Genomic DNA, 18,812 nt, shown 5'->3' with positions numbered 1-18,812 from the left:
GCGTCCGGGCGGGCGCTCAGTTGACCCGCGTGATCCGGGTCAGGGCCGGCGGGCTGATGCCGGTCGGCTCCGCCGCGGCGAGGTAGGCCTCGAACGCCTGCAGGTCCTCGAGGCCCCCGACGCGGGCGGTGCCGCTGCGCAGGACACCGAACCCGTCACCGCCGTCGGCCAGGAAGTTGTTCACCGTCACCCGGTAGCTCGCGGCCAGGTCGATCGGTGCCCCGCCGATGCTGATGCTCGCCGGGTTGACCGCACCGAGCGCCGGGTCGGTCGCGCAGGTGGCGTTGGCCGCGGAGCCCGCGATCGCGCCGTCCCACGTGTACGAGAACCCGGCGGACGGCAGCAGCACCTTGAAGAACCCCGGGGTCGGGGTCGCAGCCGGCGAGTTCAGGCCGCAGAACTGCTGCTCGAGGAGCAGGTCGATCTGCGCACCCGTGAGAGTCAGGGTCTGCAGGATGTTCCCGAACGGCTGGACGGTGAACGCCTCGCCGAACGTCACCACCCCGTTTCCCTCACCCGCCGCGCTGCCCAGGTACGTGAGCGGCCCGCGCACACCTCCGGGGTTCATGAACGCGACGACGGCGCTGCCCTGGGGGGGCGGTCCGGCGGTCGCGGCCAGCTGGGCGTCGGCGATCACGTCGCCCATGACCTGTTCGAGGTTTGCGTTCGGTGTGTTCGGCAGGTCGGCTGTGATGTGCCCGATCGGCCGGTTGGCGATCGGCGCCGCGACCACGTTGTAGCGCGCGATCAGGTCGACGATCGCCTGGTCCTCCGCGACGTCCCGCGTGACGATCCGGTTGTTGATCGTGAGCCCGGCGACGTCGCGCGTGCGGCGGTCGACCGTCATGTCGATGTCGGTGACGAGCCGGCCGAAGCTGTAGGCGCTCGTCGTGGGGATCCCGTCGATCACGCAGTTGTACGGCTGGTGGGTGTGCCCGCTGACCACCAGGTCCACCTCGGGGTCGAGGTTGGTGACGATGTCGACGATGGGGCCGGAGACGCCCGCGCAGCCGTTGATGTCCAGCGCCGTCGGCGAGCCACCCTCGTGCACGAGGACGACCACCGCCTCCACGCCCTTCTTGCGCAGCTTCGGGATGAGGGCGTTCACCGTGGCCGCCTCGTCGCGGAACTCCAGACCCTGGATCCCGGCGGCGCTCACGATGTTCGGGGTGCCCTCGAGGGTCATCCCGATGAACGCGATCTCGGCTCCGTTGAACTTCTCGATCGAGTACGGCGCGAACAGGGTCTTGCCGGTCGCGGTGTTCACCACGTTGGCGGCGAGGAAGTCGAAGTCCGCGCCCGCGAACGGCGTGCCGTCCTGGCAGCCGTCGGTGGGGTGGCACCCGCCCCGATCCAGCCGGAGCAGCTCGGCCGCACCCTCGTCGAACTCGTGGTTGCCCACGGCGTTCAGGTCGAGCCCGATCGAGTTCATGGCCTCGACCGTCGGCTCGTCGTGGAACAGCGCCGACAGGATCGGGCTCGCACCCACCAGGTCACCGGCGGACACCACGATCGAGTTCCGGTTGGTCGCCTCGAGGCTCTTGATGTGCGTGGCGAGGTAGGCGGCACCGCCGGCGAGCGTGGTCGGGCCGACCCTGCCGCTGCTGCCGGCCGGGGGGAGCAGGTTCCCGTGGAAGTCGTTGAGGGCGAGGATCTGCACCTCGACCTTCGAGCGGTCCTGGATGACCGGTGGCTTCGGCTTGTGCGCCTGAGCGGGAGCCGCTGCGAGTGCGAGCGTGAGGGCGGCGACCGCCGCGGTGGCGACGATGCGCGGCCGACTTGTGCTAGTTCGGGTCATTTTCGGACAGTACTGCTGCGGGACCCGCCGGTCCATGGTCGGCGAACCTCACGGCCAGCTCGGCCTGGATCCGGACGTGCCGCTCGAGGAACGCCCGCTCGTCGAGCCGCTTGCGCCGCAGCCAGCCGGTGACCTCGTCGTTGCACTTGCTCGCGTTGCACGAGCCGCACGCCGGGGCGATGTTGTCGAGCGTGTAGCGGCCACCGCGGGAGATCGGCAGGACGCAGTCGCGCTGCAGCGGGCGGTCGCTCGCCCCGCAGTACGCGCAGCCGCCCCACGCGGCAGTGAGCGCGGCCCACTGCGCCGGGAGGAGGTCGTGCTCGACGGCGGCCATCCGGCGCTGTCGGCGCTTGGCGTACCGCGCCTGGCGGGTGCGGTTGGCCGGCATGCACCCACGGTAGCCAGGCCGGCCGCGTCCCCGGCGCCACCACGCGCGCGCCGGTCGGGCCCGTGGTTGATCGCCTGGGCGGGTGAACGATGACCAAACCGCCACGGAGGGGGTGAAGAAACCGGTAGGTTTCCCCCGCGCCGGGCTGTCATGGGGCGCTCGACAAGCAAGGGGTTCCCGCATGACGTCGTCGTCCCGTCCCTCCGCCCGCCGCCTCGCCGGCCTCCTCACGGCGCTCGCGACGCTGCTGGTCCTCGGCGGGCTCGCCCCGTCGAGCGCGCTCGCCGACGAGCTCACGGGGTACGCGATCTCGGGCACGGTCACGGACGACACCGGTGCACCCGCGGAGGGCATCGCGGTCACGGTCTCCCCGAACGGGCTCGGCGGGCCCGCCACCACGGACGCGGCCGGTCACTACTCCGTGCCGAACCTCCTCCCCGGCTCGTACGCCGTGACGTTCACGCCGCCCGCGGGCAGCGCCCTGCTCGGTGAGACGTACGACGACGCGCCGCAGTGGACCCCGACCAGGGTCACCGTCGGCTCGGCCGACGTCACGGGCATCGACGCCGCGCTCGACCGCGCCGCGACGATCACCGGGCGCACCGTCGACGCGGACGGCAACCCGATCCCGGGCGTCGGGGTGCAGCTGCAGTCGGCCGCCTTCACGTACACCACGGCCACGACCGGCGAGGACGGGACCTTCACCGCCGCCGGCCTGCGCCCCAGCGACTGGCGCATCTCGTTCACCGCGCCGAGCGGCTCCGGGTGGGTCTCCGAGTACTACGACGACGTCCTGACCTGGGAGGCGCAGACCGCCGTCCCCGTCGCCCCCGGCGCCACCGTCACGCTGAACGATGCCGTCCTCGCGCACGGCAACACGATCACCGGCCGGATCCTGGGGCCCGACGGGACTCCACGAGCGGGTGTCGAGGTCTTTGCGGGATCGAACGAGAGCAACGGGGCCGGCGCGACGACGGACGCGGACGGGATCTACACGATCGTCGGGCTCGCCGACGGCGACTACACCGTCTACGCCCAGCCGGACTGGGCCGGCAACCTCCTCGCGGTCGTCTACCCGGGCAGCTGGGACTGGGACGACGCCCAGGACGTGCACGTCTCGGGCGCGGAGACGCGTGCGCTCGGCGACATGACCATGGTGCAGGGCGGCACCATCTCCGGAACCGTGACCGACTCGGACGGCGCCCCGGTCGCGAACGCGAACGTGCGGGCGGCGTCGGGCGACGCCGAGAACGGCGCGACCACGCAGAGCGACGGCTCGTACTCGATCAACCTGCTGCCGCCCGGCAGCTACCGCGTCTCCGCGTCCGGCTACAACCCCGCGATCGTGCGCACGTACTACGCAGCGACGCCCGGCGAGACGCGCGCCAGCCAGGCCACCCCGGTGGTGCTGGCGACCGGCGGGGCCGTGGGCGACATCGCGATCCACGCCTCCACCCGGGGCACCGCGCCCGCGACGATCGTCGCGACCGCGGCGCAGCCGCCCGCCCTGGGCGAGCCGTTCACCATCGACGTCGCGGTGTCCGGAGGCCAGGGCGTCCCGACGGGCTCCGTGTGGGTGGGCAACACCATTGCGACGGAGGTCAACTTCGCCGATGCGGACCTCGACGCGACGGGACACGCCACGCTGACGTTCGAGGCGACCGACCAGGGCTCCTATCCGTGGATCGAGGTCTGGTACGTCGGCGACGCCACCTACGCCGGCGGCACCGTCAACGTCGACTACGTCCCGGGCGGCGCGGCACCGTCGATCACCGCTCTCGCGCCGGCGTCGGGCACGGTCCTCGGCGGTGAGCAGGTGACGGTCACCGGTACCGGCTTCGGGCCGGACAGCACCGTCACGTTCGGCGGGGTCGCAGCGGCCGCCGCGGTCCACGGGCCGGACTCGCTCGTCGCGACCGCCCCGGCGCACGCCGCCGGACCGGTCGACGTGGTGGTCACGACGCAGGGCCAGGCGAGCGCGCCGGTCAGCTACACGTACGAGAAGGTCGCGACGAGCCTCGCGCTCACCGGACCGAGCAGCGCGACCCCCGTCGGCACCGCTGCGGCGTTCACCGCCACGGTCACCGGCTCCGCCGCGACGCCGACCGGGTCGGTCACGTTCGCCGTGGACGGCGGCGCACCCGTCAGCGTCCCGCTCGTCGGTGGGTCAGCGGTGCTCAGCACCTCGACCCTGGCCGTCGGCGCGCACTCCGTCGTCGCGACCTTCGCCGGGGACGACACCTACGGCGCGTCCTCCGCCCAGGTCGCCCACACGGTGAGCGGTTCGGTCGGCACGCTGCCCGTCGTCGAGCGCGCCCTGCCGAACGTCGGGCTGTCGACCGGAGGGACGCTGACGGTGGTCACCGGCAAGAACTTCGTCAAGGGCCGGACGACGGTCTCCTTCGGCACGGTCACGACGAGCAAGGTCACCGTCCTGAGCAGCACCGCGCTGGTGGTCGTCGTGCCCAAGCACGAGGCCGGTGCCGTGCGCGTCTCGGTCACCACCCCGGCCGGCCGCTCGACCACCTCGGCGCGGTTCACGTACGTCGCGCCGCCGGTGCGCGCCGGGCGGTAGCTGACCAGCGGGATCGACGCCGAGCGGGGCGGCGCGTCACCACCACACTCACGTCAGGTGCTCCGCCGCGGGGGGATCGTCCTCGTGGCGGTGCCCCTCGACCAGCTCCTCGAGCGCCGACCGCGGCAGCGCGTTCCCGTCGACGAGAGCGACGGTGATGTCGCTGTGGGCGATCACGGTCGAGGACCGGGCGCCTTCCAGCAGCGCCCGTTCCCCGATCACGGCACCGGGTCCGATCTGGGCGACTCGCACACCGTCGCACTCGACGTCGATCACGCCGTCGAGCAGCAGGGCGACCTGGCTGCCGGCATCACCCTGGCGGAAGAGCGTCGAGCCGGCAGGAAGCTGGCGGACCTGCTTGTGCCCGGACATCACCGTCGAGGACAGTCGTCGCTCCAGCTCGGTCTCAGCCTCGGTCGTCAGGGCGGCGTGCTCGGAACCCGACCACGGGTTCTCCGTGGGGCTCATGGCGTGGAACCAGCTGTCGGCGTCGGCCACGGCGACCTTCTCGACGAGCCGACCGTCGCCGTCGTACACCCAGTGGCGTGGGAATGCGCTGGCGCCGGTGACGCGGTGCTGCGACGTCCCGTCCGCGTGCAGCTCCAGCTCCAGGGTCGTCCACACCAGGGGCGACACCAGCCGGGGCCGTCCCTGGACGCGTCGCAACGCCGGCAGAGCAGCCCGACCGCCGGCCGTCTGCCGCACCACGACCACCGCGCGGTCGTCGCTGATGCTGGTCGTCACCAGGTCTCGTCTGGCGATGGCGGGGAATCGCACGGCGCCACCCAGCACGTTCGTCCTGCCCATCATTCCGCGGCTGTACGGAAGCAGGCGAACGTGGTCGATCCTGCCGGCGGTGACCTCCGCCGCGATGGACAGGTTGTTCAGGAAGCGGAACCTGCCCGCGCGGCGCAGGGCCTCGACGTCCACCAGGAGATCGGGCGGCGGGGCGTCGTAGTGAGTGAGACCGACGTCGAAGGGCAACCGCATCGGCCCGTGCATCAGCTCGGAGGGAAGCCACGACAGCGACGTCACCTGGGCGGTCACCGTGCTCACTGCGGCACCCCGAGTCGGTGAAGTCGCCACCGGCCGGGGAGCCCGCGCAGCGTGCGCGTCCCCGCCGGCTCGACCGGTAGGTGATGGCCCGGGGCCAGCATCAGGGCCGTGTCGGACACGAGGACCTCACCTGCCGCCGCCAGCGCGGCGACCCGAGCGGTGGCGTGCACGGCCTGGCCCGCGACGCCACCGTCGACCAGGCTGACCTCGCCGGCGTGGACGCCCTGGCGCACGGCGACACCATCGGCCTGGCAGCGGTCGCGGATGTCGGCGGCGCACGACATCGCCTGGCTCGCCAGGCGGAAGGTCGCCAGGAACCCGTCGCCGGCGGTGTCGATCTCGCGTCCGCCGTGTCGCGTCAGTGCCTCACGCACCACTCGGCGGTGATCTTCCAGGAGTCGACGCCATGCGTCCTCGCCCACCCGTGCAGCGGTCTCGGTCGACCCGCAGAGGTCCGTGACGAGCATGGCGACCAGCTCGCGACGGGTGCCGCCGCTGACCCGCGTGCCGAGGAGGAAGTCCTCCAGCTCGTCGAGGACAGGTCCGCCGGCCACGATCAGGTCCAGAAAGCTCCCTCCGAGCTCGACGACCCGCGCGTCCTCCAGGTGGTCGGCGAGCCAGTGGACGGCGCGGACGTCGACCAGCGGGACGTCCTTGACGTGCAGCAGCAGGACCGGCACGTGCACGTCTGCCAGGAACGGTCGGGCGTCGGCAGCCAGCATCGAGCGCAAGGACCAGGCGGCTGTGGTCGGCGTCGCCGCCATGCGCTCCCACCGCTGCCATGCGCCGACGACTCGGGCGTCGCGGCCGATCTGGCCCCCGAACATGTCCAGCGTCCGCGCCTCGCCCCAGCCCCCCTCCGTGCTGATGTTCTGCAGCGCCTGGACCGTCTCCGGGATCAGGCCGTACGGGTGGTCCTCGTCACGGATGAACGTCGCGACGAGCTCGTTCCCGACGATCCCGAGCACCCGTTCGGGGTAGAGAGCCGCTGCTGCCAGACAGGCGAGGCCTCCGTCGATCCCGCCGACCAGGACAGCGGTCTCGAACTCGGCGGCGTCCATGACGGCGATGATGTCCGCGGCGCCGGTGGCGACGTCCACGTCCCCCGACACGCGGTCGGAGAGCCCCACCCCGCGTTTGTCGAACACGGCGACCCTGGCGATCGTCGACAGCTGCTCGAGGAAGCCGGCGAGCTCAGGAATCTCCCACATCGCCTCGAGATGTGTGGGGCCGGCGAGCGACACGACCACGTTCCGGTCGCCCACGCCCAGCACCGAGTAGGCCACGTACACGTCGTCGGACTTGGTGAAGCGCGTCTCCGGGCGCACCGTTCCCCCCGGGGCGCGGCGAGCCGCGGCGGGCGCGTCGGTCCCACGAGCATGGTGGCACCGCCCTCAAGGCACAGTCCAGGCCCACGTCCTCGGCCGACGCGCTCGCGACGCGCAGCTCTCGTCCGTCAGCTCCGGGAGGAGGGACGGGGTGTCGCGGCGCCCCAGTCACGCACCGGGTTGCCCGGGACGTAGAGGTCGTCGTCGGTGAGCTCGCGACCGGTCCGGGTGTCCACGACGCTGACCCGTGTCCCGTCGTCGACGATCTGCAGGTCGGAACCGATGGGCAGGTCGTAGATCCCGATCAGGGCCGGCTCGAGGGCGCACACCTGGTTGAACGCGGCGATCTGCAGGTTCCCCGGCGTGGCCAGGTACTGGGCGTCGTCGATGGCGGAGAAGATCCGCCACCCGTTGTCGGCGGGCGCCCTGGACGGCTCGCGCACCATCCACCGCGCCCGGGCACGGCGTTCCAGCACGTTGCGGGAGGCCAGACACGCGCCAGCGTTGGCGATGAACTCCACGTAGGGCAGCCCTTCGGCCATCAGCACACTCCTCGAACTCGGTAGACACGAACGGCGGCGGTCGTGGCTACGAGAGGTCCCGCTCGGACTCCGGCACGAGCAGCCCGTGGTCGGCCACGTACTTCTGGACCATTCCCCACTGGACCGGCGCTACCTCACGGAAGTTCCAGGACGTGCGGTAGGTGGGGCGCTTGAACTGCCCGATCGTGAACAGGTCCAGGTCGTCGCGGGCGAACATGATCGGGAGGTACCCGTGCACCGCGTTGTCCTCGCCCCACTGGGCGGCTTGCTCCATGAGGGTCTGCAGCGGGGTACCCCACCGCTTGTTCACCTCGTTGACGTCGACGCCGCCGGCGAGCAACCGCCGCAGCAGAGCGAGGTCCACCTCCTGGGCGTTGTTCCGGTAGCGGCCGAACAACGTGTGGAGCACGTTGCCGCCGGTGCCCCGGTCGCGCCAGGTCGGGTCCGCACCCTCGTCGAGCAGGAAGTTCGCGATCGCGGCACGGTTCACGGCGTCCTTGTTGGACATCGCGTGCGCGATCAGGGTCTCACCGCCGGAGAACCGGCGGTTGACGTCGCCGGGCTGGTAGTACTCCAGGAACTCCTCGAGGGAGCCGCTCCTCGCTGTCCCCACAAGCGTCATCGTGACCTCCCCTCCCCGTGCTTCATCATGCTTCATCGACGTGCGAACGGTTCCGGCCCGGATGGGCGACCTGATAGTTGTCCGGATCACGGAACTCGGCCAAGAACTGCTCCTGGGTGATCTCGTGCTCCAGGTACCGCCGACGCAGGCTGTGGTACTCCTCCCCCGTGACGTGCCCCATGTCCCACAGCTCGTCGCGAGGCTGTCCGGGCTCCCAGTAGACCCGAACGAGATCATCGTTCGCATCGACGACCTGGACGTAGGTGTCGCCGCTCTCGTCGACGAGCTTGGGCGCCGCGTCCCAGACGGCCTCGACCTGCCCCGGGGCGTAGTCGGGCCGGGAGTTGGCGTACGTCAGCAGGGCGCCCTGCTCGTCGTACCCGAACGAGCCCGGGACGCCCTGGTCGGGCATCGTGCCGGGTGCCGGGAAGCCGGTGCCGGGGCGCTCGGCGACCCAGGCCTGGTGCTCGGGGTCCCACGTCATGTGCCAGCCGCGGGTGCCGTCGGCACGGGTCTCGCCCAACGGTTCACCGGTGCGGTGATCGACCGGCCGACCCTCGCCGTCGACGGGGGCGTCGTCCCACGCGCGCTGCACGTCGGCGTCGGTGTACGGGTGCGGCGCCTCCGTGGCCGGAACCGTGTCGATCGGCGGGTCGTCCGAGCTCCACACCGGACGCGCCGGCAGCTCGCCACCAGCGGGCTCCTCACCGCGTGGACCGGGTGTCTCCCCACCCCCTCCGCCGCCGGGCGTCCCGCCCTCACCGCGGCCACCGCCACCGCTTCCGCCGGACGGGCCGGGATCGCCCCCGCTGCCGTGCGACGAACCGCCGGTGGGTGCGTCGGTGCCGGGCGCGTGCACCGGACCGGCGGGTGGCGCCTGCGGTCCGACGAGGTCGTCGCCTCCTGAGCCGAGGCCGCCGGGGGCGTCGCGGATCGGGGTGCCGTCGGGTCCGACCAGCTCGCGGGCGGGGACCTCCACCGGGTCGCGGGCAGGCGGGACACCGTCGGCCAGGTCGTCCAGAGTGGTCGGCAGGTCGAGGTTCGTCGGCATGTCCGGCACCCGGAGGGCGTCGCCCAGGCCCGCGGTGGCGCCGCGCATGCCTGCCAGCAGGTCGTCCAGCTTGGGCAGCACGAGCCTGCCGCCCTTGAGGGCCAGCGCCACGGGGTCGACGAAGTCTGCGATCCGGGCGCTCTTGGCCAACCAGGACGCGGCCCGCCCGCTCTTGGCGGCCAGCGCGCCGCCCTTGACCACCCCGGCGGCCTGCCCCGCGACCGGGATGAAGAACGTGCCGATGTTGAACAGCGCACCACCGGCGCCGCGGGCTCCGTCGCCCTCGGCGAAGGCGTCGTAGGAGATCAGGCCCTTGCCCATCCCGAGCCAGGAGTCCCCGGCGTTGCCCCAGGACCACTCGCCGTCCGCGTACCCGATCAGGCCACCCATCGCGGTCCACGTGGTCTTCATCGTCTCCCACGACCAGGACCAGTCCTGGATGCCGACCAGCGCGCCGAGGCCCACCAGGGTCCCGCCCAGCCCGTCCACGACCAGCCCGTCCCAGACGAACTCCTTGACGCCGACGGCGGCGGACTTGGGGCAGTGGTCCTTGCGCTCCACGGACGAGCCCCACGCCATCTCGGCGTCGGCGGGGATCGCCGAGACGCCGTACCCGAGGGGGTCGTCCTCGCTGGTGGCGGCGTGCCAGGGGGCGGCGCAGTACAGGGCGCGGATGCCGTTGGCGCAGGTGCGCTCGGCGTCCCAGAGCTTGACCTGGGCGGAGTTGACCCGGTTGACCAGGTCGGTGTTCTCGTCGACCAGGTCCTGGTCGTAGTCCCACTCGGAGTTCGAGGCGATCTTGTCCCGGAACGCGTACGCGTCGCGCCTGACCGCGTCCAGGGAGGCCTTGANGTGTTCTCGTCGACCAGGTCCTGGTCGTAGTCCCACTCGGAGTTCGAGGCGATCTTGTCCCGGAACGCGTACGCGTCGCGCCTGACCGCGTCCAGGGAGGCCTTGATCGGGCGGATCTCCTCGGCGTAGGCCGTGAGCACGGTCGCGACCTGCTGGACGGCGTCGCCGAAGGTGCGGGCGTTGGTCTCCACGGGGTCCATCACGGTGAACAGCTGCCCGGACTCGGGCGCCTCGTAGTGCGCGCCCAGGCCACGCCACGTGCCGACGACCTCCGCACCCGCGTCGCGCACCGACCCGCCACCGGTGCTCAGCGAGTTCGCCGCCGAGATCACGCCGTCAGGATCCAGGTCCGCACCCGGGATCGCGGACGGCTGGATGCCCTTACCCACAGCTGCCCACTGTCGCCCCCTGCTGCTGCCGAAGTCACGATCGTAGGGGTGCAGTCGGGAGGCGCGGGGCGGTTTGCCCACTCCGGGGACGGGGCCGTCCCCCGGCCTACGCACCCGGTCGGACGACAGTGCGCCCGGGTGCGGGCGGGACCCTGGACCTCACCCACCCTGCGAGATGCCGTGTCGTAGGGTCTCTGGCGAAGGTGACGGGGGCATCCGCACGGCCGGTGAACTCCCCCTCCACCGGGCCTCTAGCTCAATTGGCAGAGCAGCGGACTTTTAATCCGCGGGTTGTGGGTTCGATCCCCACGGGGCCCACCGACCCACCTGACCGACGACGGCCGACGCAGCGTGCGTCGGCCGTCGTCGTCGTCCGGTGCTCAGTACAGGGTCGAGGCCAGACCCCGCGGCCACGCGAGCGTGGCGAAGATCTGGACGGCGGCGGACTGGTCGAGCAGCGTGGTGGAGTCGGACTCGTCGAGAACCAGGAACAGGTTGGTCTGCGGGTCGCGGACGTCGTTCCAGAGGGTGTCGGCGTACGCCTGCTGGGCGTCCCGGTAGGTGTGCCCGCCGGTCACCGACTCCAGCAGCATCAGGTTCTTGAAGTAGATCGAGTTGAAGAAGATCGGCTGGTCGGCCAGTCGGGTCCCCTCGGAGTAGAACGCCAGGGACGCCTTCGCGAGCGCCTTGGCCCTGTCCAGGTAGGTGACGTCGCCCGTGGCCTGGTAGAGCAGGGTGTAGGTGCCGATCGGGGTGCCCTGGTTGTACGACCACTGGGTGGTGTCGATGCGGCCGTCGAGCTTGATGTTGTCCCAGTAGAGGCCGTTCGGCGCCAGCAGGGTGTCCTCGGCCCACTCGACGCTGCGCGTGGCCCAGTCGAGGTACATCTCGTCGTGCGTGATCAGGTACAGGCGCGTGGCCAGCTGCGCGCCGGGGAACGTCGAGACCGTGTTGCGGTCCTGGCTCCAGGGGGCCTGCGTCCAGAAGACGCCGCCGGGGGCGGCGTGCGTGGGGTCGGTGTCCCAGCCGGACGCGACGAGCGTGAAGATCTCCTTGGCGCGGTCGAGCGCGGCCCGGTCACCTGTCTGGAGGTACTCCTGCACCTTGGCGAGCGCGACCCACTCGTTGTCGTCGTAGAACATGTCGCCGCCCTGCCCGTAGGGCGCGCGCACGTACGAGTCGTAGCCGGGCAGCCCGGTGCTGCCTCCGGTCTCGTTCCAGTAGCGCTCCTGGCCCACCTTGCGGTCGGCGAGGTCGACCCGGAACTCTCGTCCGGCGCGGCCCGGGAGGCCGGTCAGGTCGAGGGTCGCGATGTGCGCCTGCGAGAACGGCCACTCGAACGAGTACTGCCGGTCCTCGTCCGTCGGCACGGTGCGCTCGAGGTAGAGGCTCGACCCGTCGGCCACGTAGAGGTGCTCCTGCATCGCCTCGTAGGCGGCGATGGCTCGTGCGGCGTTGCGCGGTTGCCCGGGGCTGTTCTCGTGGTCCGGCCCGGCGACCGCCGGCACCGCACCCAGGGTCACGGCCAGCGCGGCCCCCGTGACGAGCGCCGTGGTCTGGATCAGTCGTGTCAGCTTCATTGCTCCCACTCCGTCGTAGCAGATCCTGTTTGAGCATATTCAGACGGTTCTCAATATATCCAGCATCTGGAGGAATACAAGGTGTGCTAGATATCCAGGGACGGCCCGGATGCGAGGCCCGTGAGCACAGGAGCGGGACGTGGACGCGACGCTGTACACGCAGGTGTTCGAGGCCCTGCGCGCGAGGATCGAGTCCGGCGACCTGGAGGTCGGGGCGAAGCTGCCGGCCCAGAACGAGCTCGCCGCCTCGTTCGGCGTCTCGGTCATCACGATCAAGCACGCGCTCGCCCTGCTGCACGACGCCGGCTACATCGAGCGGCGGCCGCGGATCGGGTCGGTGGTGGTGAGCACGGTCCCGACGAGGTCGGGCCGACGGGTCCTGCCGACGATCGGCTGCATCCTCACCAACTTCGACGACAGCTTCGGCACCCGGGTGCTGCACGGGCTGCTCGACGCGAGCATCGGCGTGGCCAACGTCGTCCTGTCGCGGACCGAGGGCCACCACGACCGCGAGCAGCAGCTCATCGCGCAGTACGAGCACCTCGACGGGCTGATCCTGCTGCCGTCGTCGTCGGACTGGATCCCACCCGCGATCCTCCAGCTCGTGCACCAGGAGCATCCGCTGGTCATCCTCGACCGCCTGCTGGTGGGCCTGCCCATCTCGACGGTGTGCTCCGACCACGTGGGCGCCGGCCGGCAGGCGGCCGAGCACCTGTTCGCGCTCGGGCACCGCGACATCGGGCTCGTCACCTCGGCCGGACAGGTCTCGTCGCTCGACGACCGGCACTCCGGCTTCGTCTACGCGCACGCCGCCCGCGGGCACGCGTTCGACCCGCGCCACGAGTTCCGCGACGTCCGCTCGACCGTCCCCCACTCGACGGCCTCGATGGACGACGACGTCGCTGCGCTCAAGGAGTTCGTGAAGGCCACCCCGGAGCTGACGGGGTTCGTCGGTGGTGAGTACTCCGTCAGCCTGCTGCTGCGCCGGGCGTGCCTCGAGCTCGGGATGCGGGTGCCGCAGGACGTCTCGATCGTCTCGCTCGACTCACCCGACAACGCCTACGACGACGCGGCCCAGGTGTTCACCCACGTGTCCCAGGACGAGCCCGGCCTGGGACGCGCAGCCCTGTCCGGGGTGCTCGCCCAGCTCGCCGCGCGGGGCTCGATCGTCAAGTCGGTCCTGCCGACGACCCTCGTGGTCGGGGAGACCACGCAGGAGGTCACACCCGGGGTGAAAACGACCGCGGACCGTTGACCCGAACGGGTGAACAGGCGGAGTGTCCTTTTTGTCCCGTTTCGGGCGGCGGGGGCGCTCTCGACGACGAGAGCCACGCCCGAGGCCGGGCCAAGGGGGAACCATGAGCATCTTTCCGCGGCGGCTGGTGCACGGCACCGGCACGCCCATGGAGCTGGACGACACCCGGCTCCTGATCGCGACGAAGGACCGCATCGACCCGGACGACCTGGCCGCGCAGCTCAAGCAGGCTCGCGTCGTCCTCGAGGACGCCGGTGACGAGCCGGACGCCCGCCGCTTCGAGCGGATCAACCACACCGACAACCGGTTCTGGGTCCGCTCGGCCGATCGCGAGCCGCTCGACGAAGGGCGGATCGCGCTGCTGCGGGAGGTCCTGGGCGCCCTGCTGGCGTGGATCGGCCCGGTGTACCGGCTCGGCGGCGCGCAGTCTCGGTCGATCGGGCGCAGCGCCCTGGTGGCGCCGCTGCCCCACGTGGTGCTGGTGCGGTTCCGGCGCGGGCTCGAGGGTCCGGTGGGGCGCACGATGACGTCGGCCGCCCGCGGCCTGAAGGTCACCGAGGACCGCGAACGCTCGAAGTACCTGAACGGGCTGCGCTACTTCGTGATCGACGACCCGGCGCAGGTCAACGCCTACCAGCTGCGGGACCTGCTGCTCGAGAGCCAGCGGGAGCAGGTCGCGGACGTGCGCCTGGAGACCATGCCGATGGTGGTCCCCACGGCGGTCATCCCGAACGACACCCTGTGGGCGCAGCAGTGGGACATGGTCCAGATCGAGGCACCCGCCGGGTGGGACATCTCGACGGGGGCGGCGTCCGTCGTCGTCTGCGTGCTCGACGAGGGGTGTGACCTCACGCATCCCGACCTGGTGTTCGCGGGGACGGGGATCAACCTCGGGACCATGTCCGGGGACGGCTCGCCCACGGGGTCGCACGGGACTGCGTGCGCCGGCATCGTCGCCGCGACGTTCAACAACTCGGCAGGCGTGGCGGGCGTGGCGGGGACCGCGCAGATCCTGCCCGTCGCGTTCGTGACGTGGAGCGACGCCGAGATCGCCGCCGGGATCAGCTGGGCCACCACCAACGGGGCCGACGTCATCAGCATGAGCTTCGGGGGGTACGGGGTCGACCCGCTGATCGTCGACCCGTCGATCGTGGCGGCTGACGCCGCGGGCCTCGTGATGGCCGCCGCGACGCACAACTACAACAGCGGCTCCATCACGTACCCGGCGACGCACCCTCTGGTGATCGGGGTCGGAGCCTCGGACCAGGTGGACGACCGCAAGTCGCCGGCCAGCCCGGACGGCGAGACCTGGGGGTCGAACTTCGGCCCGGAGATCTCGGTGGTCGCGCCCGGGGTGCTGGTGCCCACGACGGACCGGCAGGGCGCCGACGGCTACAACGTGGACGGCTCGGGCGGCGTCTGGGCCGGGGTGAACTACCCCAGCTTCGGCGACGCGGCGGGTGACTACGTGACCGTGTTCGACGGGACGTCCGCTGCGACCCCGCACGTCGCCGGCCTCGCTGCGCTGCTGCTCAGCGAGTACCCGGGCGTCACCAACGCGGAGGTGCGCCGGATCATCGAGCGCACGGCCGACAAGACGGGCACGACGGCGTACGCCGAGACCGCCGGCTACGACAGCGGCACGTGGAACCAGAACATGGGCTACGGCCGGATCAACGTCCGCAAGGCCCTGGACCTCGCCGACCTCATGATCCGCGACTGGCCCGGCGACACCGGGACAGAGCCGTCAGCGCCCAGCGGCGGCAACTTCTGGAACTTCGCGGACGTCGTGGTGCGGATCTTCGACGACGACGTCTTCGTCCCCAGCGACCCGCTGCAGTCGCAGAACCTGGAGATCGGCCAGACGAACTACCTGTACGTCCGGGTGCGCAACGTCGGACCGCGCGAGGCCCGCAACGTCACGGTCGACGCCCGGCTGACCCCGTTCGTCGGCACCCAGTTCGTCTACCCGACGGACTGGACGGCGGTGGACGGCACCCACCTGGCACCGACCCCGATGACCGCGACCTTCGCGACGATCCCGGCCGGCGGCGAGGAGATCGCCAAGTTCTCGATCTCCGCGGCACAGGTGGGGATCCTGCACTCGAACGCCTGGCACCCGTGCGTGGTCGTCTCGGTGAACGCCGACAACGACTACGCGTTCGCGTCGGCCGCCTTCGTCTCGAACCCGGTGGTCACGCGGATCGGCAACCTGGCCCAGAGGAACCTGTCGCTGATCAACGTGCTGGCGGACACCGCGGCGGCGTTCCCGTTCCTGGCCGGGAACGCGCTCAACACCGACCGCTTCCTCGAGCTGGTGATCAACCGGTCGGCCCTCCCGAGGGCGGCGTCGCTCCTGCTGGCCCTCGACCGCGGCAACGACTACTTCCCCGACGTCGACGTGGACGCCCATGTCCCGGACGGCGGCGGGGGCGGCGGTCACGACGGGTGCGGCGGCGGCCTGGTGTTCCTGGACCGCACGCGGGTGCGGACCCGGTTCGGCTGCTGCGAGGGGGTGCTCACCCTCGAGAGGGGCTCGCGCTTCGACTGCGGCGACAAGCGTCGGGTGCGGGACGTCTCGGTGAAGGGCGGCGACGTGGTCGTGCGCGACGGCCAGCGGTACGCGCTGATCACGGACGACATCGCGGTGGTCCGGCTCGAGAAGGCGGCCGGACAGCTGCTCCCGCTCGTGCTCGAGGCACGGCTGCCCGGCGGGGTCGAGGCCGGTCGGCAGCTGGAGGTGTCGGTGGCGCAGCGCGACGAGTCCCGCCAGGTGGTCGGCGGAGCGTCGGTGCTGTTCCTCACGGCCTGAACCGAGGACGGGCCCGCGACCTGCGTCGGCGCAGGTCGCGGGCCCGTCTCGCGCGCCGGTATCTCAGCCCGCGGTCCCGACCCTCACCAGTGCGGCAGTTCACCGCTGGGCGAACAGCCGATCCGGAATGGTGGCCGGGGGGCGACCGTTCGGATGAGCAGCACCCGCGGAGCCCGCGCTCCGCCCCCTGCACCGAGACGAGGTACCTGGACATGAGCACCACCACGATCGACCACACCGTCACCGCCGCCGAGCTCACCCGGCAGGACCGGTGCGACCGGTGCGGGGCCCAGGCCTACGTCAAGGCGACCCTGCCGACGGCCGACGGCATGGACCTGCTCTTCTGCGGCCACCACTTCCGGGCGCACGAGCTCAAGCTGGTCGCGGCCGGCGCGACGATCCACGACGAGCGCCACCGCATCGACGAGCAGCTCTCGGAGCGCTAGACGGGGTCGGTGTAGAACCCCGCGTCGAGGTCGGCGAGCAGCGTGGGGCGCGTCGGTGCCCAGCCCAGCAGCTCACGGGTGAGGCCGCTGGACGCCGGGATGTCGAGCGCGAAGAACCGGCCGATCCAGCCGAAGTGGCCGTCGACGTCGCGCGCCGCGATCGACTGGGTCGGTAGGCCGAGACCTCGGCCGAGCGCCTCGGCGATCTCCCGCGTCGGGACGCCCTCCTCGGCGACCGCGTGCACCACGCTGCCGGCGGGTGCACCCTCCAGCGCGAGCCGCACCACGTGCGCGGCGTCGAGCCGGTGCACCGCCGGCCAGCGGGCGGACCCGTCCCCGACGTAGCCGGACACGCCGGTGCTGCGGGCGACTCCGGCCAGGGTGGCGACGAACCCGTGGTCACCCTGACCGTGCACGGTGGGCGCGAAGCGCACGCTGACCGACCGGACCCCGCGGTCGGCGTGCTCGAGCGCGAGGTTCTCGGCGCCGCCGCGCATGCTGTCCGGCCCGTGGCTCGGGTTGGGGTCGCGCTCGGTCACCGCCCGGCCGGGCGTGAGGCCCGCGACGCCGGACGCCAGCAGGAACGGGCGGTCCGACCCCTCCAAGGTGCTGAGGAACGTCTCGACGACCGCGCGCTCGGTGCGCCACGCGCCGGGCATGTCGGAGAAGTCGTGCTTGAAGCCGAGGTGGATCACGGCGTCGGCTGCCCGGGCGCCTGCGCGGAGGCTGTCGAGGTCGTCGAGGCTCCCCCGGTGCACGGACGCGCCGGCGGCCGAGACCGCGGCCGCCGACTCCTCCGAGCGGGCGAGACCGGTGACCTGGTGCCCCGCCGCGAGGAGCTCCGCGGTGACCGCGGAGCCGATCCAGCCGGACGCACCGGTGACGAACACGTGCATGGGGAGCTCCCTCGAACTGATGTCAGCAACTGTCATCACGACAGTACGCCTCATGTCAGTCGCTGTCATCACTAGACTTGTCGTCATGGGTCGATGGGAGCCGGACGCACGCGGTCGCTTGGCACGCGTCGCTCTGGAGCTGTACACCGAGCGCGGCTTCGAGCAGACGACCGCCGAGGACATCGCCGAGCGCGCCGGCGTCACCGAGCGCACCTTCTTCCGGCACTTCGCGGACAAGCGCGAGGTCCTGTTCGACGGCTCCGCCGCGCTGCAGACTCACCTGGTCGACGCCATCGCGTCCGCACCGGCCGGGCTGCCGCCGATCGAGGTCGTCGGCCGGGCGTTCGCCGGCGCAGGGGCGCTGCTCGAGGAGCGGCGGGACTTCGCCCGGCGCCGGGCCGCGGTCATCGCCGCCACCCCGGCGCTCCAGGAGCGGGAGCTGCTGAAGCTCGCGACCATGGCCGCGGCGGCGGCCGAGGCCCTGCGCGCCCGTGGCGTCGCGGACCCCGCCGCCGGGCTGGCGGCGCAGGTGGGCGTGGCGGCGTTCACCACCGGGTTCGAGCTCTGGGTCGCCGACGCCTCGCCGGACGGCCTCGCCGCGACCATCGAGGGGGCGCTCGCCGACCTCCGGGCCGTGACCGCGCCATGACCGTCGAGGTGCTCCCCGCGCTCGGGCGCTACGACGACTTCTTCGAGGTGGTCGGCGTCAAGAAGCCGGGCGGCGCAGGGTGCTGGTGCATGGCGTACCGGGACAGCCGGGTGCCCAACGAGGAGCGCGCGCAGTACATGCGCGACGAGTGCGCGCAGGAACCCGGACCCGGCGTGCTCGCCTATGTGGACGGCGAGGCCGCGGGGTGGTGCTCGGTCGCGCCACGGAGCACCTACCGACGACTCATGCGCTCGCGGACCATCCCGTTCGTCGACGACCGCGACGCGTGGAGCATCGTGTGCTTCGTGGTCCGGCCGGCGTTCCGGCGCCGCGGGCTCATGCACGAGCTGCTCGAGGGGGCGGTCGCGCACGCCCGGGCCTCCGGCGCGGAGGTCGTCGAGGGCTACCCGATCGCGATCGACGGCGGCGACCGCGTGGACCTCATCTCGGGGTATGTGGGCACCCGCCGGCTGTTCGAGGCCGCGGGGTTCACGCAGGCGGCCGAGACGACCGGGCACAGCGGCGGCCGACCCCGTGTGATCATGCGCCGGGAGCTCCGTGACCGGGGATGAT

At 71.9% G+C, this 18,812-nt stretch carries 15 protein-coding genes and 1 tRNA gene; 7 read left to right on the top strand and 9 right to left on the bottom strand.

The features are described 5' to 3' along the window. Positions 1–16: 16 nt before the first annotated feature. Together ASD18_RS06470 and ASD18_RS06465 are read right to left on the bottom strand one after the other, a co-directional pair. Positions 17–1,798, bottom strand: coding sequence for a bifunctional UDP-sugar hydrolase/5'-nucleotidase (locus ASD18_RS06470; protein WP_056088278.1), 1,782 nt, complete (start codon positions 1,796–1,798; stop codon positions 17–19). Then, on the bottom strand, positions 1,785–2,186 hold the full coding sequence (locus tag ASD18_RS06465) for an HNH endonuclease (RefSeq protein ID WP_056088274.1): 402 nt from the start codon (positions 2,184–2,186) through the stop codon (positions 1,785–1,787). Before ASD18_RS06465 ends, ASD18_RS06470 begins: the two co-directional genes overlap by 14 nt. Positions 2,187–2,367: 181 nt before the next feature. Between ASD18_RS06465 and ASD18_RS06460 the strand changes: the two genes are divergently transcribed. Then, positions 2,368–4,761: a carboxypeptidase regulatory-like domain-containing protein gene (locus tag ASD18_RS06460; protein WP_056088271.1), complete on the top strand. Its 2,394-nt coding sequence runs from the start codon at positions 2,368–2,370 to the stop codon at positions 4,759–4,761. A gap of 48 nt (positions 4,762–4,809) precedes the next feature. Here the strand turns inward: ASD18_RS06460 and ASD18_RS06455 are convergent, their stop codons facing one another. From ASD18_RS06455 to ASD18_RS21840, 5 genes are all read right to left on the bottom strand, one after another. Next, positions 4,810–5,817: a cyclic nucleotide-binding domain-containing protein gene (locus ASD18_RS06455; protein ID WP_056088267.1), complete on the bottom strand. Its 1,008-nt coding sequence runs from the start codon at positions 5,815–5,817 to the stop codon at positions 4,810–4,812. Next, positions 5,814–7,145 carry an adenylate/guanylate cyclase domain-containing protein gene (locus tag ASD18_RS06450; protein WP_056088263.1) on the bottom strand — a complete coding sequence of 444 codons (1,332 nt, stop codon included), beginning with the start codon at positions 7,143–7,145 and terminating at the stop codon, positions 5,814–5,816. Before ASD18_RS06450 ends, ASD18_RS06455 begins: the two co-directional genes overlap by 4 nt. Positions 7,146–7,273: 128 nt before the next feature. Next, positions 7,274–7,687: a DUF2185 domain-containing protein gene (locus ASD18_RS06445; RefSeq protein WP_056088258.1), complete on the bottom strand. Its 414-nt coding sequence runs from the start codon at positions 7,685–7,687 to the stop codon at positions 7,274–7,276. Positions 7,688–7,733: 46 nt separating this feature from the next. Beyond that, the gene (locus ASD18_RS06440; protein ID WP_156387907.1) at positions 7,734–8,309 is read right to left on the bottom strand and encodes a hypothetical protein; all 576 of its coding nucleotides are present in this window, start codon (positions 8,307–8,309) and stop codon (positions 7,734–7,736) included. A gap of 25 nt (positions 8,310–8,334) precedes the next feature. Then, the gene (locus ASD18_RS21840; protein WP_369817281.1) at positions 8,335–8,721 is read right to left on the bottom strand and encodes an HNH/ENDO VII family nuclease; all 387 of its coding nucleotides are present in this window, start codon (positions 8,719–8,721) and stop codon (positions 8,335–8,337) included. Between the two features lie 2,125 nt (positions 8,722–10,846). On the opposite strand from ASD18_RS21840, the gene ASD18_RS06430 reads away from it, so the two are divergent. Then, positions 10,847–10,919, top strand: a tRNA-Lys gene (locus ASD18_RS06430). 62 nt (positions 10,920–10,981) lie between these two features. On the opposite strand, the gene ASD18_RS06425 is transcribed toward ASD18_RS06430, so the two are convergent. Next, on the bottom strand, positions 10,982–12,181 hold the full coding sequence (locus tag ASD18_RS06425) for a glycoside hydrolase family 76 protein (RefSeq protein WP_056088250.1): 1,200 nt from the start codon (positions 12,179–12,181) through the stop codon (positions 10,982–10,984). 139 nt (positions 12,182–12,320) lie between these two features. Here ASD18_RS06425 and ASD18_RS06420 point away from each other — a divergent pair, with 139 nt between their 5' ends. The 3 genes from ASD18_RS06420 to ASD18_RS06410 all read left to right on the top strand — a co-directional run bounded on the left by ASD18_RS06420 (position 12,321) and on the right by ASD18_RS06410 (position 16,694). Further along, positions 12,321–13,436, top strand: a complete 1,116-nt coding sequence (locus ASD18_RS06420; RefSeq protein ID WP_056088247.1) for a GntR family transcriptional regulator — start codon at positions 12,321–12,323, stop codon at positions 13,434–13,436. Positions 13,437–13,539: 103 nt separating this feature from the next. Continuing rightward, the gene (locus ASD18_RS06415; protein ID WP_056088243.1) at positions 13,540–16,248 is read left to right on the top strand and encodes a S8 family serine peptidase; all 2,709 of its coding nucleotides are present in this window, start codon (positions 13,540–13,542) and stop codon (positions 16,246–16,248) included. Positions 16,249–16,460: 212 nt separating this feature from the next. Beyond that, positions 16,461–16,694: a hypothetical protein gene (locus ASD18_RS06410; protein WP_056088240.1), complete on the top strand. Its 234-nt coding sequence runs from the start codon at positions 16,461–16,463 to the stop codon at positions 16,692–16,694. Here ASD18_RS06410 and ASD18_RS06405 read toward each other — a convergent pair. After that, entirely contained in the window at positions 16,691–17,590 is a 900-nt protein-coding gene (locus ASD18_RS06405) for an SDR family oxidoreductase (RefSeq protein WP_056088237.1), read from the bottom strand. The two genes, ASD18_RS06410 and ASD18_RS06405, sit on opposite strands and share 4 nt — an antisense overlap. Before the next feature lie 85 nt (positions 17,591–17,675). Here ASD18_RS06405 and ASD18_RS06400 point away from each other — a divergent pair, with 85 nt between their 5' ends. Both ASD18_RS06400 and ASD18_RS06395 read left to right on the top strand, forming a co-directional pair. Continuing rightward, on the top strand, positions 17,676–18,239 hold the full coding sequence (locus tag ASD18_RS06400; RefSeq protein ID WP_056088235.1) for a TetR family transcriptional regulator: 564 nt from the start codon (positions 17,676–17,678) through the stop codon (positions 18,237–18,239). After that, the gene (locus tag ASD18_RS06395) at positions 18,236–18,811 is read left to right on the top strand and encodes a GNAT family N-acetyltransferase (protein ID WP_056088232.1); all 576 of its coding nucleotides are present in this window, start codon (positions 18,236–18,238) and stop codon (positions 18,809–18,811) included. Before ASD18_RS06400 ends, ASD18_RS06395 begins: the two co-directional genes overlap by 4 nt. The last annotated feature ends 1 nt before the right edge of the window (position 18,812 follow it).

This window comes from Cellulomonas sp. Root137, assembly GCF_001426725.1.
Classification (GTDB): Bacteria; Actinomycetota; Actinomycetes; order Actinomycetales; family Cellulomonadaceae; genus Cellulomonas.
This window is presented reverse-complemented; position numbering and strand designations above follow the sequence as displayed.